The following is a 13,165-nucleotide window of genomic DNA, read 5'->3' as shown; positions in this document are numbered from 1 at the left end:
CCATGGACAAAGATCAGCGCTGCTTGGACCGAAGGAGCGGACGGGAGGCACGCGGATGTATCACACCTGGATGCGTTTCTTCACGCCCGGCCCCGCCCACCACCGCCTCGGCCTCGCCTGCCTCGGCGTGGGCCTCCAGTACGGCGCCCTGCCGACCGTCGGACCGAGGGTCCTGGACCATCATGTCGCCGTCGTGATCAGCACCGGCAGCGGCTGGTACGCCGCCCCCGACGGCCGCCGTACGACCGTCACCGCACCCGCGCTGCTGTGGCTGACCCCCGGCGTGCCGCACCACTACGCGCCCGACCCCGACACCGGCTGGGACGAGGGCTTCGTCGACTTCACCGGGCCCGCCGCACCGACGTACACCGAACTCGGCTACATCGAGCCGGGCCGGCCCGTCGTGCCGCTGTCCGACGCCGCCGGCCCACGTGCCGTCATCGGGCGCATCGCCCGCGCCGCCCGCCGCGACAACCCCCTGCTGGAGGTGGAGACCGGCGCCGCCGTCCACGAGCTCCTCGTCGCCCTGCGCCGCGCACGCGCCGACCTCGCCCCCGACGGCGACCAGGTCCTCAAGGCCCTCGCCCGCGACGCGTGCCTGCCGCTGACGGTCGCCGACCACGCCGCCCGGCACGGCATGACCCTCGCCGAACTGCGCACCGCCGTGCGGCGCGGCGCCGGGTGCAGCCCCAAGGACTATGTGCTCGGCATCCGCCTGGGCCGCGCCAAGGAACTGCTCGCCGCCACCGAACTGCCCGTCGCCGCCGTCGCCCGCCGCGTCGGCTACGACGACCCCGCCTACTTCTCCCGCCTGTTCACCCGCCGCGTCGGCATGGCCCCGGTCCGCTTCCGCGCCCAGCAGGGCCGCACCGTCCCCGGCGGCTGGAGCAACCAGGTCCCCGACCCCGACGATCCACCCGTGATCGAACGAACGACCAACTGAGCGGGCCCCGTAGGCTGGGCGCCCATGACCAGCAACACGTCCTCCAACGACGTCGACCCGGCCGTCCGTGAAGAGCTCGCCCGGCTGCGCGACAGCATCGACAACATCGACGCCGCCGTCGTCCACATGCTCGCCGAGCGCTTCAAGTGCACCCAGCAGGTCGGCCACCTCAAGGCCGAGCACCAGCTCCCGCCCGCCGACCCGGCCCGCGAGTCCCGCCAGATCGCCCGCCTGCGCACCCTCGCCGAGAACGCCAAGCTGGACCCGGCCTTCGCGGAGAAATTCCTCAACTTCATCATCGCCGAGGTCATCAGGCACCACGAGAGCATCGCCGAGGACACCGTCAACGGCGCCGCGTCCGCGCCGAACCGCTCCTAGGCCCGGCCGGGACGACGGGATGCAGACAGACCCGCCCCGAGGGAGTGACACGGCGGCCCGGGAGGGGCATGCTGCGCTGTGCACCGCATGTCAGCTGACGCGCACTCCCCGTCAGCGCCCCGGACATACCCTGGATGTCCACGCGGGAGGGACGTCGGGCCATGCCGTCGGATGCCAAGATCCTCATCGTCGACGATCACGAGGACACGCTGTACGCGCTGGAGAGTGCCCTGGCCCCGCTGGGGTACCTGCTGGCCCGGGCCACCAGCGGTGACGAGGCGCTCAAGCAGGTGCTCCGCGGAAAGGTCGGCCTCCTCCTCCTGGACGTGCGCATGCCCGGCGTCAGCGGCCTGGACGTCGTGCGCTACATGCGGCGGGTGGAGCAGACCCAGCACATACCGGTCATCCTCCTCACCGGCTTCGGTGCGGACCAGGAGCTGACCTCCACCGCCTTCCGGCTCGGCGTCGCCGACCTCGTGCTGAAGCCCATCGACCCCTGGGCGCTGCGCACCAAGGTCCGCTACCTGTACGACGCCCATGAGCGCCACCGCGCACTGGTGGCGGAGGTCCGGGAGTTACGCGCCCTGGTCAAGGGCCATGCCGAGGTCGAGGAACCCGGCCCGCGCCCGGCTCCGCCCCATCCGGACGCCCGCCTTCCGCCGCAGCGCGACACCCCGGCGGGGAACCGGACATAGCGCACGTAGTGATCCACCCCTGTGCCTTGTCAGCGGCATCAGGCAGCATGTCCTGCATGTCCGTACTGACGCGCGACGAAGCGCAGACCCGTGCCCAGCTTCTCGATGTCCACCGCTACACGATCGAACTCGATCTGACCACCGGGGACACGACCTTCGACTCGCGGACCGTCATCAGGTTCACCACGCGCGCCGACGCGGACACCTTCGTCGAGATCAAGCCTGCCGAGCTGCGCTCCGTCACGCTGGACGGACACCCCCTCGACCCGGAGACCCTGGACGACAACCGGCTGCCCCTGAAGAACCTCACCGCCGGTGAGCACGAACTGCGCGTCGACGCGGCCATGCGCTACTCCCGCACCGGCGAGGGCATGCACCGCTTCACCGACCCCACCGACGGCGAGAGCTACGTCTACACCCAGTTGGCGATGGACGACTGCAAGCTGGTCTTCCCCGCCTTCGACCAGCCCGACCTGAAGGCCGTCTTCGACCTCTCCATCACCGCTCCCGAAGGCTGGACCGTCCTCGCCAACGGCGTCACCGAGCACCTCGGCGCCGGCCGCTGGCAGGCCGCGACCACCCCGCCGATCTCCACCTACCTGGTCGCCGTCGCCGCCGGCCCCTGGCACTCGGTGCGCACCGAGCACCGCGGCCTGCCCTTCGGCCTGCACTGCCGCCGCTCCCTCGCCCCCTACCTGGACGTGGACACCGACGAGCTCTTCCAGGTCACCCGGCAGTGCTTCGACCGCTTCCACGAGAAGTTCGACGAGCCCTACCCCTTCGACTCCTACGACCAGGCGTTCGTCCCCGAGTTCAACGCCGGCGCCATGGAGAACCCCGGACTGGTCACCTTCCGCGACGAGTTCGTGTACCGCTCCGCCGTCACGGACACCGAGCGGCTGGTCCGCGCCATGGTCATCGCCCACGAGATGGCCCACATGTGGTTCGGCGACCTCGTCACCCTGCGCTGGTGGGACGACATCTGGCTGAACGAGTCCTTCGCCGAGTACATGGGCTACCAGATCTGCGCCGAAGCCACCCGCTTCACCGACACCTGGGTCGACTTCGGCATCGCCCGCAAGGCCTGGGGCTACGACGCCGACCAGCGCCCCTCCACCCACCCCGTGGCCCCCGAGGCCGTCGACGACACCGCCGCCGCCATGCTCAACTTCGACGGCATCTCCTACGCCAAGGGCGCCTCCGCGCTGCGTCAGCTCGTGGCCTGGCTCGGCGAGAAGGACTTCCTCGCCGGTATCAACACCCACTTCGCCCGCCACAAGTTCGGCAACGCCACCCTCGCCGACTTCATCGACTCCCTGGCCTCCGCCACCGAGCGCGACGTCCACGCCTGGGCCGACTCCTGGCTGCGCACCACCGGCGTCGACACCCTCACCCCGGCCGTCACCCCCGGCGACAACGGCACCTACACCCTCACCGTCGATCACGCCGGCAGCCGCACGCACCGCCTCAGCGTCGGCCTGTACGACCAGGACCACGGCGACAACAGCGGCAACCTCACCCTGCGCGAACGCCTCGACCTCGACGTCCCGCAGAGCGCCCCGCAGCCCATCGGCAAGCGCCCGGCCCTGCTGCTGCTCAACGACGGCGACCTGACCTACGCCAAGGTCCGCTTCGACGCCGGGTCCTTCGAGACCGTCCGGGGCAGCCTCGCCGGCCTGCCCGACCCGCTCACCCGCGCGGTCGTGTGGAACGCCCTGCGTGACGCCGTCCGGGACGGCGAACTGGCCGCCGGCGCCTACCTGGAGGCCGCCCGCGCCCACCTGCCGCGCGAGACCGACCTCACCGTCGTCCAGGGCGTCCTCGGCTTCGCCGCCACCCAGGTCGCCGACCGCTACCTCACCCCTCAGGAGCGGCCCGCCGCCCTGGCCACCCTCTCCGCCCTGTGCCGCGACCTCATCCGCCGCACCGAGGACGGCGACAACCCCGGCCTGCGCCTGATCGCCGTACGCCACTTCATCGACGTCGCCGCCCACCCCGACACCATCGCCGCCTGGCTCGCCGACGGCACCGTGCCGGGCGGACCCGAACTCGACCCCGAGCTGCGCTGGCGCGTCCTGGGCCGCCTCGCCGTCCTCGGCGCCGTCGACGAGGCGGCCATCGCCGCCGAACTGGGACGCGACCCGAGCGCCACCGGCCAGGAGGGCGCCGCCCGCTGCCGGGCCGCGCAGCCGGACGAGGAGGCCAAGGCGAAGGCGTGGGACGCCATGTTCGCCGTCGACGGTGCCACCGCCCTGTCCAACTACCTCTTCACCGCCACCGCCCAGGGCTTCTGGCAGCCCGAACAGACCGACCTGCTGCGGCAGTACGTGCCGCGCTACTACAAGGACGCGGTCGCCGTCGCCGCCCGCCGCGGCCCCGCCATCGCGGACGCCGCCGGCCGCTACGCCTTCCCGGCGTACGCCGTCGACGCCGAGTCCCTGCGGCTCGGCGAGGAGTGCCTGCGTGACGGCGACCCGGTCCCGGCGCTGCGACGCAGGCTCGCCGACCACCTCGACGACCTGGCGCGGGCGTTGCGGGTGCGGGAGGGCCGGGAGGGCTAGGCCCTCGGCGGGGGCGGCGCCGGTCCCCACGGCCGACACGGTGGGCTGATCTTCCTTCCCGGGCTCGACGAGTCAGGGGTCGATCAGCCCACAGCCCTGGAGCAACCCGTGATCGTGGTGACCGGCGCCACCGGCGACGTCGGCCGTGCCCTCGTCGAACATCTCGCCGCGGACCGGCCGGTGCGGGCGCTGACCCGCGATCCGCAGCGGAGCCGCACCGCCCGCGGGCGCCGAGGTGGTCCGATTCGCCCGAGCAGGGGCCCATCGAGGACGACATCGCCGCAGTCGCCGAACGCGCCCTCCTCGACGACGGCCACGAGGGCGCCGCCCACCGGCTCACCGGACCCGGGGCGACAATCCCGTTCGTTCCACCGCACACGGTCACGGACCTGCTCAAGGCCTTCGAGGGCACGGCAGGCGTGCCCCGGAGATCACCGACGCGGTGGAGAGGATCACCGCCAGCCCGGCCCGCAGCTTCGCCCGGTGGGCAGAGGCCCCCGGACGACTTCCGGCACTGAGGCGCCCCTTACTGCGCCGACCTCGACGCGCCCCCTCCGACACGCGTTCCCCGTACGGAAATACCCCCTTTCGGGTTCCGATCATTGGGCTTTTCGGGCGTCATCGCGTATCCGCGTACAAGCTGGAAGTCCCTCATGTCCAGCGCCCGGGAGGCCACGATGAGCACGCTGCCGTCGCTCGCTTCAGGCCCGGAAGGTCCCCATGCCCTGCGGCCGTTGCTCGACACCGTGCTCGACGCGCTGGGCGAGGGCGCCCGCGCACGCCGGGGGCCACTGCCGCCGGGCGGCCCGGACGCGGTGGCCGGGCGCATGCGGACCGCGGTCGGGGACGTCCTGCCGGACGAGGGCGACCCGAACGCCCTCCACACCCTCGTCCGCGCCCTCGCCGAAGCCGCCGCCGACCCGGCGGACCCGCTGTGCACCGCCCACCTCCACTGCCCACCCCTCGCGCTCGCCACCGCCGCCGACCTGGCCGCCTCCACCCTCAACCCCTCCCTGGACTCCTGGGACCAGGCGCCGGGCGCGTCGGAGCTGGAGGCGCTGGTGACGGAGGCGCTCGCGGGGGAGGTCTTCGGCGCCGAGGCAGGGGCCACCGCCCTGATCACCACCGGCGGCACCGAATCCAACCAACTCGCCCTCCTCATCGACCGAGAGGCGCACGGCGCCGGAGTCAGGCTGGTGCACGGGGCCAACGCACATCACTCGCTGCCCCGTGCCGCCTGGCTGCTCGGGCTGCCGGACCCCGTCGTCGTACCCGCGCCCGCCGGTGTCCTCGACCCCGCCGCACTCGACGAGGCCCTCACACAGCTGCCCGGCCCCCACCTGGTCGCCGCCACCGCGGGCACCACCGACGCCGGACTCATCGACCCGCTCCCCGAGATCGCCGCCCTGTGCGCCGCCCACGGCGCCCGGCTGCACGTCGACGCCGCCTACGGCGGAGGCCTGCTGTTCAGCGACCGGTACCGCGAGCTGCTCACCGGCCTCGACGCCGCCGACACCGTCACCCTCGATCTGCACAAGCTCGGCTGGCAGCCCGTCGCCGCGGGGCTCCTCGCCGTCCGTGACCCGGGCGGCCTCGCCGTGCTCCACCACCGCGCCGACTACCTCAACGCCGACGACGACATCGAGGCCGGTCTGCCGGACCTGCTCGGCCGGTCCCTGCGTACCAGCCGCCGACCCGACGTCCTCAAGATCGCCGTCACTCTCAAGGCCCTCGGCCGCAACGGCCTCGGCCGGCTCGTCGAGCAAGTCTGCGCCAGAGCCGTCGATTTCGCCCACCTCGTCCACGGTCACCCCGGGTTCGAGGTCTACGACCAGCCCACCATCAGCACGGTCCTGTTCCGGCCCGCACACGCCACCGACGACGCCGTCGCCGCCGTACGCCGAACGCTCCTCACCGACGGCCGCGCCGTCCTCGGCCGGGCCCGCATAGACGGTCGCCTGTGGCTGAAAGCGACCCTCCTCAATCCCCACACGCGCCCGGACGACCTGGCCGTCCTCCTGAAACTGGTGGAAGGAAACACCCCCGGATGACCCCGCAGACCAACCCCCCGGCCGACCGGCACCCCAACCCGCCGAGCCAGGACCCCGAGACCCCCCGCGACCTCGTCGGCATCGGTATCGGCCCCTTCAACCTCTCCCTCGCCGCCCTGGCCCACCCGCTCGCCGAACTCGACGCCGTCTTCTACGAACAGCGCACCGCGTTCGCCTGGCACCCGGGCCTCCTCATCGAAGGGTCCCGTATCCAGGTCCCGTTCCTCGCGGACCTGGTGACCCTCGCCGACCCCGCGAGCCCGTGGTCGTTCCTCAGCTATCTCAGGACCCGCGACCGGCTCTTCCCCTTCTACTTCGCCGAGCGCTTCCACATCCAGCGCGCCGAGTACGACGCCTACTGCCGCTGGGTCTGCGAGAACCTTCCCGGACTGCGCTTCGGCCACCAGGTCGACGCGGTCCGCTTCAACTCCGAACGCGACGTCTTCGAGGTCGACTTCACCCAGCTCGCCCCCAGTGGAGAGGCCGAGGCGCTGGGCCGTACGTACACGAAGAACATCGTCCTCGGCATCGGCACCGAACCGGATGTCCCCGACCCGCTCAGGCCCCTCGTCGAGGCGCCCGCCGTCCCGGTCATCCACGCCGCCGACTACCTCGAACACCGCGAGCGGCTCCTCGCCGCCGAGCACATCACCGTCATCGGCTCCGGGCAGTCCGGCGCCGAGATCTTCCTCGACCTGCTCCGGCGCCGCCCCACCGGGCGCGAGCGGATGCACTGGCTCGGCCGTACCGAGGCCTTCGCGCCCATGGAGTACTCCAAGCTCGGCCTGGAGCACTTCACCCCCGACTACACCCGCTACTTCCAGGCCCTCGGCGAACCGGTCCGCGACAAGCTCGTCGCCTCGCAGTGGCAGCTCCACAAGGGCATCGACGCCGACACCCTCGCCGCCATCCACGACGAGCTCTACCGCCGCACCCTGCACGGCGGCTGGCCCGACGCCGTCCTCACGCCGGGCGTGCAGGTCCGCACCGCGGGCCGGATCGCCACGACCAAGGTGGAGCTCCACCTGGAGCACGTCCACCAGAACACCCGCTCACGCCTCACCACCGACGCGGTCGTCCTCGCCACCGGCTACCGCGAGCGCCCCCTCACCCGCATCCTCGCCGGCCTCGACCCCTACATGCGCCTCGACAGCCGGGAACGCCCGCGCATCGACGACCAGTACCGCCTGGTCATGGACCCGTCCGTCACCGGCTCCGGCTGCAACGTCTACGTCCAGAACGCCGAGCGCCACACCCACGGCGTCGGCACCCCCGACCTCGGCCTCGCGGCCTGGCGCAGCGCCAGCATCCTCAACTCCGTCACCGGCAAGGAGACCTACCCGCTGCCCACCCGTACGTCGTTCACCACCTTCGGCCTCGAACAGCAGGAGCCCCGGATCCCCCGGGCGCGTCAGCCGAAGGTGCTGACACCGCTGATGGACGGGATCTGAGGCTCCTGACCGGTTGGTTCGACTCCGGCTAGAACACCGGCGTGCCGTTCCGCGTGAGCTTCCAGTCCACCGATGCGAAGTCCTTCGGGTCCAGCACGCCCTTCGCGGTCACCCACTCCGCGATCCGGGTGCGGATCTCCGTCGACTCCGACCACAGCTCCTGAGCCGACGCCACATGCGGGAACGCGCCGCCGCCGTTGGCCCGGTAGTTGTTCACCGCGAACACGAACTTCTGGGCGCCGTCCAGCGCGGCACCGTTGTAGACCAGGTTCTTGATCCGCGAACCCGCCGCCTGCGCGACGTCGATGTCGTACGACAGCCCCGACACGTAGTCGTAGTTGTAGTCGGGGCGGTTGCCCGCGTTCGTGAGCTTGTCGACGTCGACGGCCGCGTCGGCGGCGGTCTGCACGAAGTACTCCGCCGAGTACTCCAGGTACGCCTTGATCTGCGCACCCGTCATCAGCTTCGCGACCAGCGTGTTGTCGTACACGTACAGGCTCGACAGGTCCCGGATGGTCACGTCGCCGGCCGGGATCTCCGAGGTGCGCGAGAACGGGGAGGCCTGCGAGATGACGGGCAGCGAGGCGTGCTCCGTGCCCGCCAGGGCCGCCTTGACGACGTCCTCCTGGACCTTGGTGATCAGGTCGATGATCGGGGCGTCCTTGTAGCGGGCGTCGACCGTCGTCAGCTTCTCGGTCGCCGTGCCGACGACCTGGTTGACGTACTCCACCACGATGTCGTGGTCGTCCTTCAGCAGCTTGGTGATCTTCGGGTCGTCGGTCACCGTCTTCGAATCGCGCACCGACGCCTTAACCGTCTCGACCTTCCAGCAGCCCTTGTCGAGGACCAGCTCGAAGTCGAACAGCGACAGCCGCTGGGCGTAGCACAGCGGCTCGGACAGCACGACGGTCCTGCCCGTCTTCTCGTTCGTGACCAGCAGCTCCGCGATCTCCGTGTGCGCGTGCCCGACGAGGATCGCGTCGATGCCCGGCACCTGCTGGGCGACCAGCGCCGCCGAGTTCTCGATGTACGGCAGCTGGTCACCGTACGACGACGTCCCCGACGAACCGGAGTGCGCCGACACGACCACCACGTCCGCACCCATCGAGCGCAGCTTCGGCACCCACTTCGCGGCCTGCTCCTCCAGACCCGGGAACACCATCTTGCCCTCGACGTACGCCTTGTCCCAGATCGCGATGCCGGGGTTGGTCAGACCGAGGACCGCGACCTTGACCGGCGGGGCGCCCGGCACCCGGAACTTCTTGATGAAGTACGGAGGGAAGGCGGGCTTCAGCGTCTTCGCGTCCAGCGCGTTCGCACCCAGCAGCGGGAAGTGGCACTGATCCTCGAACTTGCGCAGCGTCTCGATGCCGTAGTTGAACTCGTGGTTGCCGAGGGCCACCGCGTCGTACCCGATGGCGTTCATCGCCGCCGCCATCGGGTGGATCGGACCACCCTTGGCGGTGATCGGGTCGACCTTGGCGTAGTAGTACGTCAGCGGGGTGCCCTGGATCGTGTCGCCCGCGTCGATGAGCAGCGTGTTGCGGCGGCCCTTCTCCTCGCGGACCTGGTTCACCAGCGTCGAGACCCGGGACAGGCCCTTCGCGTTGCCCTTGGCGTCGGAGTACTCCGCGTCCTTGAAGTAGTCCCAGTTGAAGATGTTGCCGTGCAGGTCGGTCGTGCCCATCACCGTCAGCGCGTACCGCTTCTTCGGCCGGGACCCCTTCGCCGGCTGTGCGGCCTGCGCCGCCGGGGCACTCACCGCACCGGCCACCGCCACCCCCGCTCCGGTCACGGCGGACTTCGTCAGGAACTTACGGCGGTTCAACGGCATGAGTGCTTCTCCCGGGCGAATGGTCAACAACGCGCGTAGATTCTGACCTGCCCATGGCGAGTTGCAACAGACCCCGCACGTTTCGATCTGGTGACCGAAGCTGTGAACCGCCGGGCTCTCAGCCGGCCAAGCGATGACAGAGTGGGACGTATGACCGCCCCCTCAGGAGAACTTCAGCCCGCAGTCCCCTACGGCACCCCCGACGCCCCCCGTATCGCCGTCCGCGGTGAGGCCCACCTCGAGGTCGACCCCGAGATCGCCCGCATCGGCGTCACCGTGGCCTCCCGCGGCAAGGACCGCCGCGCCGCCCTGGACGACCTCACCCGCCGCAACGCCGGCGCCCTCGACCTCATCAAGACCTACGGCGACGCGGTGGAGCACCTGGAGACCGGCGCCTTCTCCATCAGCCCCGAACTGAAGGACAAGGGCCGCGGCGAACGCATCCACGCCTACCACGGCCGCGTCCACATCACGGCCGAACTCACGGACTTCACGGCGCTCGGCGAACTCACCACACGCCTCGCCGACTTGGAGCTCACCCGCGTGGACGGCCCCTGGTGGGCCCTGCGCCCCGACTCACCGGCCCACCGGGAAGCGCGGCAGCAGGCGGTACGGGAGGCCGTGCAGCGCGCGCGGGAGTACGCGGAGGCGCTGGGGACCTCCCTGGCCGCGCTGGTGGAACTCGCCGACATCGGAGCGGAGAACGCCCCGCCGGCGTACCCGCAGACCCGCGGTGGCCGTATGCGCTCCATGGCCTACGCCGCCGAAGAGGAATCCGCCGCCCCCCTCGACCTCGAACCCCAGCGTCAGCACGTCCACGCCGAGGTCAATGCGCGATTCACCATGGCGCCGCCACACCTGTGAATAGCCCTTTCGGGGTGCTTCGAACGCTCATCGGAGCACCCCGGTGCACAATTCAACACTTGTCAATAGCCCTTCACGCAAAGGTTGTTGAGTAGTCGTGCGGCACCAATTCACTACCCGCCGGTAAGTCATAGAGTCGAAACATGCGCCGAGCGAAAATCGTCTGCACCCTGGGTCCCGCCACCGACTCGTACGACCAGATAAAGGCACTGGTCGACGCCGGAATGGACGTCGCCCGATTCAACCTCAGCCACGGCAGCCACGCCGATCACGAGGAGCGCTACCAGCGCGTGCGGAAGGCCTCCGACGAGACCGGCCGAAGCGTCGGCGTCCTCGCCGACCTTCAAGGCCCGAAGATCCGCCTCGGCCGCTTCACCGAAGGACCCGTACTCCTTGAACGCGGGGACACCTTCACCATCACCGTCGAGGAGGGCGCCGAGGGCGACCGCCAGCAGTGCGGCACCACCTACTCCGGCCTCGCCGCCGACGTCACCCCCGGCGAACGCATCCTCGTCGACGACGGCAAGGTGTGCCTGGAGGTCACCGCCGTCGACGGCCCGCGCGTGAACACCACCGTCGTCGAAGGCGGCATGGTCTCCGACCACAAGGGCCTGAACCTCCCGGGCGTCGCCGTGTCCGTCCCCGCCCTCTCCGAGAAGGACGAAGCCGACCTGCGCTGGGCCCTGCGCACCGGCTTCGACGTCATCGCGCTCTCCTTCGTCCGCAGCGGCCGGGACATCGAGGACGTGCACAGGATCATGGACGAGGAGGGCCGCAGGCTTCCCGTCATCGCCAAGGTGGAGAAGCCGCAGGCGGTCGAGGCCATCGACGACATCGTCGCCGCCTTCGACGGCATCATGGTCGCCCGCGGTGACCTGGGCGTGGAGATGCCGCTGGAGCAGGTCCCGATCGTCCAGAAGCGCGCGGTCAAGCTGGCCAAGCGCAACGCCAAGCCGGTCATCGTCGCCACCCAGATGCTCGACTCGATGATCGACAACTCCCGCCCCACCCGCGCCGAGGCCAGCGACGTGGCCAACGCCGTCATCGACGGCACCGACGCGGTGATGCTGTCCGGCGAGACGAGTGTCGGCAAGTACCCGATCGAGACGGTCCGGACGATGGCGAAGATCGTCGAGGCGGCCGAGGAGGACATCCTCGCCAAGGGCCTGCCGCCCCTGACCGACCGCAACAAGCCCCGCACCCAGGGCGGCGCGGTGGCCCGTGCCGCCGCCGAGATCGGCGACTTCCTGGGCGCGAGGTTCCTGGTCGCCTTCACCCAGTCCGGCGACACGGCCCGCCGCCTGTCCCGCTACCGCTCGCCGATCCCGCTGCTGGCCTTCACGCCCGAGCCGGCGACGCGATCGCAGCTGAATCTGACGTGGGGTGTGGAGACGTTCCTCGGGCCGCACGTGGACTCGACGGACGCGATGGTCGAACAGGTGGATGAGCTGTTGCTGAAGTACGGCCGCTGCAAGAAGGGGGACACGGTCGTCATCACGGCCGGATCGCCGCCCGGGGTTTCCGGTTCCACGAACATGGTGCGGGTGCATCACATCGGGGAGGACGACAGTCCGAAGTAGGGGGCGAGGGCCCCTCTTCGGCTTTGAGGAGGGGCCTTGTTGTTGGGTCAGTGCTTGGGGCCGACGTGCTTGTCCATGAGAGCTACGGAGGCTTTGCGGGCGATGGAGATGTTGCGGTCGTTCGCTTGTTTCCACTGAACTCCTACGGCGTCCAGCGTCCCGGTGAAGAGTCGGATGACGTCGCCCGACAGGTTGGTGAAGAAGTAGCGCGGATACTCGTAGCGCTTCTGCTCACCTGCGACGAGGCGGGTCGTCCAGTTCGTGATGCGGCAGCCGTCGGAGTGGATGAGGCCCTTGATGAATTCCCAAGGGTGCGCGTCGATGATTCCCCGCTGCCAGGGTTCGAGGGTGATGGCGCGCTCGTGCTTCTTGCCGGGGCCGTGCTGGGGGAAGAGGGAGGGCCAGTGCCGGGAGTAGCTGGTCACCACCGCGCATCCCTGCTTCTGAAGGGTGTAGACGCCGATACCGGGGCGGACCTTCGTAATGGCCTCTCGGCACTGTCGGAGGAGGCCCGGCCATGCGTCGGCACACGCGATTCGGAGGTAGAAGCCACGGCTGCGCGGGTGCTTACTGATGCAGCCGTCGCCCAGGTACAGGCCTAACAAGTAGGCGTACGCGCACTTGTCAGAGGGCGGTCCTGGGTCCGGGGCTGCCATGCGGGGCAGGGGTTCAAGCCGGTGCTGCCAGGAGCGGATCGCGGCACGTGAAATGCCCGTCTCTCGGCTCACTGAATTCAGGCTGCGGCCCTGTGAGACGAGTGCGATTGCCCGCTTGCGTGTGCTGACGTCGTACATGTGGCCACTTTGTG

Annotated in this window: 10 protein-coding genes; 8 read left to right on the top strand and 2 right to left on the bottom strand. The window is 70.4% G+C overall.

Features of this window, described 5'->3' with window-relative positions:
• Positions 1 to 55: 55 nt before the first annotated feature.
• The 6 genes from ACWGDB_RS17735 (at position 56) to ACWGDB_RS17710 (ending at position 8,079) form a co-directional block, all read left to right on the top strand.
• Positions 56 to 943 carry a helix-turn-helix domain-containing protein gene (locus ACWGDB_RS17735; protein ID WP_453823276.1) on the top strand — a complete coding sequence of 296 codons (888 nt, stop codon included), beginning with the start codon at positions 56 to 58 and terminating at the stop codon, positions 941 to 943.
• 24 nt (positions 944 to 967) lie between these two features.
• On the top strand, positions 968 to 1,321 hold the full coding sequence (locus tag ACWGDB_RS17730; protein ID WP_453823275.1) for a chorismate mutase: 354 nt from the start codon (positions 968 to 970) through the stop codon (positions 1,319 to 1,321).
• 161 nt (positions 1,322 to 1,482) lie between these two features.
• Entirely contained in the window at positions 1,483 to 2,016 is a 534-nt protein-coding gene (locus ACWGDB_RS17725) for a response regulator (protein ID WP_453823274.1), read from the top strand.
• Positions 2,017 to 2,072: 56 nt separating this feature from the next.
• Positions 2,073 to 4,577 carry an aminopeptidase N gene (pepN, locus tag ACWGDB_RS17720; protein ID WP_453823273.1) on the top strand — a complete coding sequence of 835 codons (2,505 nt, stop codon included), beginning with the start codon at positions 2,073 to 2,075 and terminating at the stop codon, positions 4,575 to 4,577.
• A gap of 677 nt (positions 4,578 to 5,254) precedes the next feature.
• The gene (locus tag ACWGDB_RS17715) at positions 5,255 to 6,628 is read left to right on the top strand and encodes a pyridoxal phosphate-dependent decarboxylase family protein (protein ID WP_453823272.1); all 1,374 of its coding nucleotides are present in this window, start codon (positions 5,255 to 5,257) and stop codon (positions 6,626 to 6,628) included.
• Positions 6,625 to 8,079 carry a lysine N(6)-hydroxylase/L-ornithine N(5)-oxygenase family protein gene (locus ACWGDB_RS17710; protein WP_453823271.1) on the top strand — a complete coding sequence of 485 codons (1,455 nt, stop codon included), beginning with the start codon at positions 6,625 to 6,627 and terminating at the stop codon, positions 8,077 to 8,079. The genes ACWGDB_RS17715 and ACWGDB_RS17710 overlap by 4 nt, the downstream gene beginning before the upstream one ends.
• Before the next feature lie 28 nt (positions 8,080 to 8,107).
• On the opposite strand, the gene ACWGDB_RS17705 is transcribed toward ACWGDB_RS17710, so the two are convergent.
• Positions 8,108 to 9,913 (bottom strand): bifunctional metallophosphatase/5'-nucleotidase, encoded by a 1,806-nt coding sequence (locus ACWGDB_RS17705; RefSeq protein ID WP_453823270.1) that lies wholly within the window; start codon positions 9,911 to 9,913, stop codon positions 8,108 to 8,110.
• A gap of 150 nt (positions 9,914 to 10,063) precedes the next feature.
• On the opposite strand from ACWGDB_RS17705, the gene ACWGDB_RS17700 reads away from it, so the two are divergent.
• Positions 10,064 to 10,777, top strand: coding sequence for an SIMPL domain-containing protein (locus ACWGDB_RS17700; RefSeq protein WP_453823269.1), 714 nt, complete (start codon positions 10,064 to 10,066; stop codon positions 10,775 to 10,777).
• A 143-nt stretch (positions 10,778 to 10,920) separates the two neighbouring features.
• Positions 10,921 to 12,357, top strand: a complete 1,437-nt coding sequence (pyk, locus tag ACWGDB_RS17695; protein WP_453823268.1) for a pyruvate kinase — start codon at positions 10,921 to 10,923, stop codon at positions 12,355 to 12,357.
• 47 nt (positions 12,358 to 12,404) lie between these two features.
• On the opposite strand, the gene ACWGDB_RS17690 is transcribed toward pyk, so the two are convergent.
• Entirely contained in the window at positions 12,405 to 13,151 is a 747-nt protein-coding gene (locus ACWGDB_RS17690; protein WP_453823267.1) for a helix-turn-helix domain-containing protein, read from the bottom strand.
• Between the last annotated feature and the right edge of the window lie 14 nt (positions 13,152 to 13,165).

It is taken from the genome of Streptomyces sp. NPDC055013 (assembly GCF_053608645.1).
This window is presented reverse-complemented; position numbering and strand designations above follow the sequence as displayed.

What these genes read in the sequence shown, in the direction of transcription:
- ACWGDB_RS17705 (WP_453823270.1), bottom strand. Translation starts at nt 9,913, where the DNA reads ATGCCGTTGAACCGCCGTAAGTTCCTGACGAAGTCCGCCGTGACCGGA.
- pepN (WP_453823273.1), top strand. Translation starts at nt 2,073, where the DNA reads ATGTCCGTACTGACGCGCGACGAAGCGCAGACCCGTGCCCAGCTTCTC.
- pyk (WP_453823268.1), top strand. Translation starts at nt 10,921, where the DNA reads ATGCGCCGAGCGAAAATCGTCTGCACCCTGGGTCCCGCCACCGACTCG.
- ACWGDB_RS17710 (WP_453823271.1), top strand. Translation starts at nt 6,625, where the DNA reads ATGACCCCGCAGACCAACCCCCCGGCCGACCGGCACCCCAACCCGCCG.
- ACWGDB_RS17735 (WP_453823276.1), top strand. Translation starts at nt 56, where the DNA reads ATGTATCACACCTGGATGCGTTTCTTCACGCCCGGCCCCGCCCACCAC.
- ACWGDB_RS17690 (WP_453823267.1), bottom strand. Translation starts at nt 13,151, where the DNA reads ATGTACGACGTCAGCACACGCAAGCGGGCAATCGCACTCGTCTCACAG.
- ACWGDB_RS17725 (WP_453823274.1), top strand. Translation starts at nt 1,483, where the DNA reads ATGCCGTCGGATGCCAAGATCCTCATCGTCGACGATCACGAGGACACG.
- ACWGDB_RS17715 (WP_453823272.1), top strand. Translation starts at nt 5,255, where the DNA reads ATGAGCACGCTGCCGTCGCTCGCTTCAGGCCCGGAAGGTCCCCATGCC.
- ACWGDB_RS17730 (WP_453823275.1), top strand. Translation starts at nt 968, where the DNA reads ATGACCAGCAACACGTCCTCCAACGACGTCGACCCGGCCGTCCGTGAA.
- ACWGDB_RS17700 (WP_453823269.1), top strand. Translation starts at nt 10,064, where the DNA reads ATGACCGCCCCCTCAGGAGAACTTCAGCCCGCAGTCCCCTACGGCACC.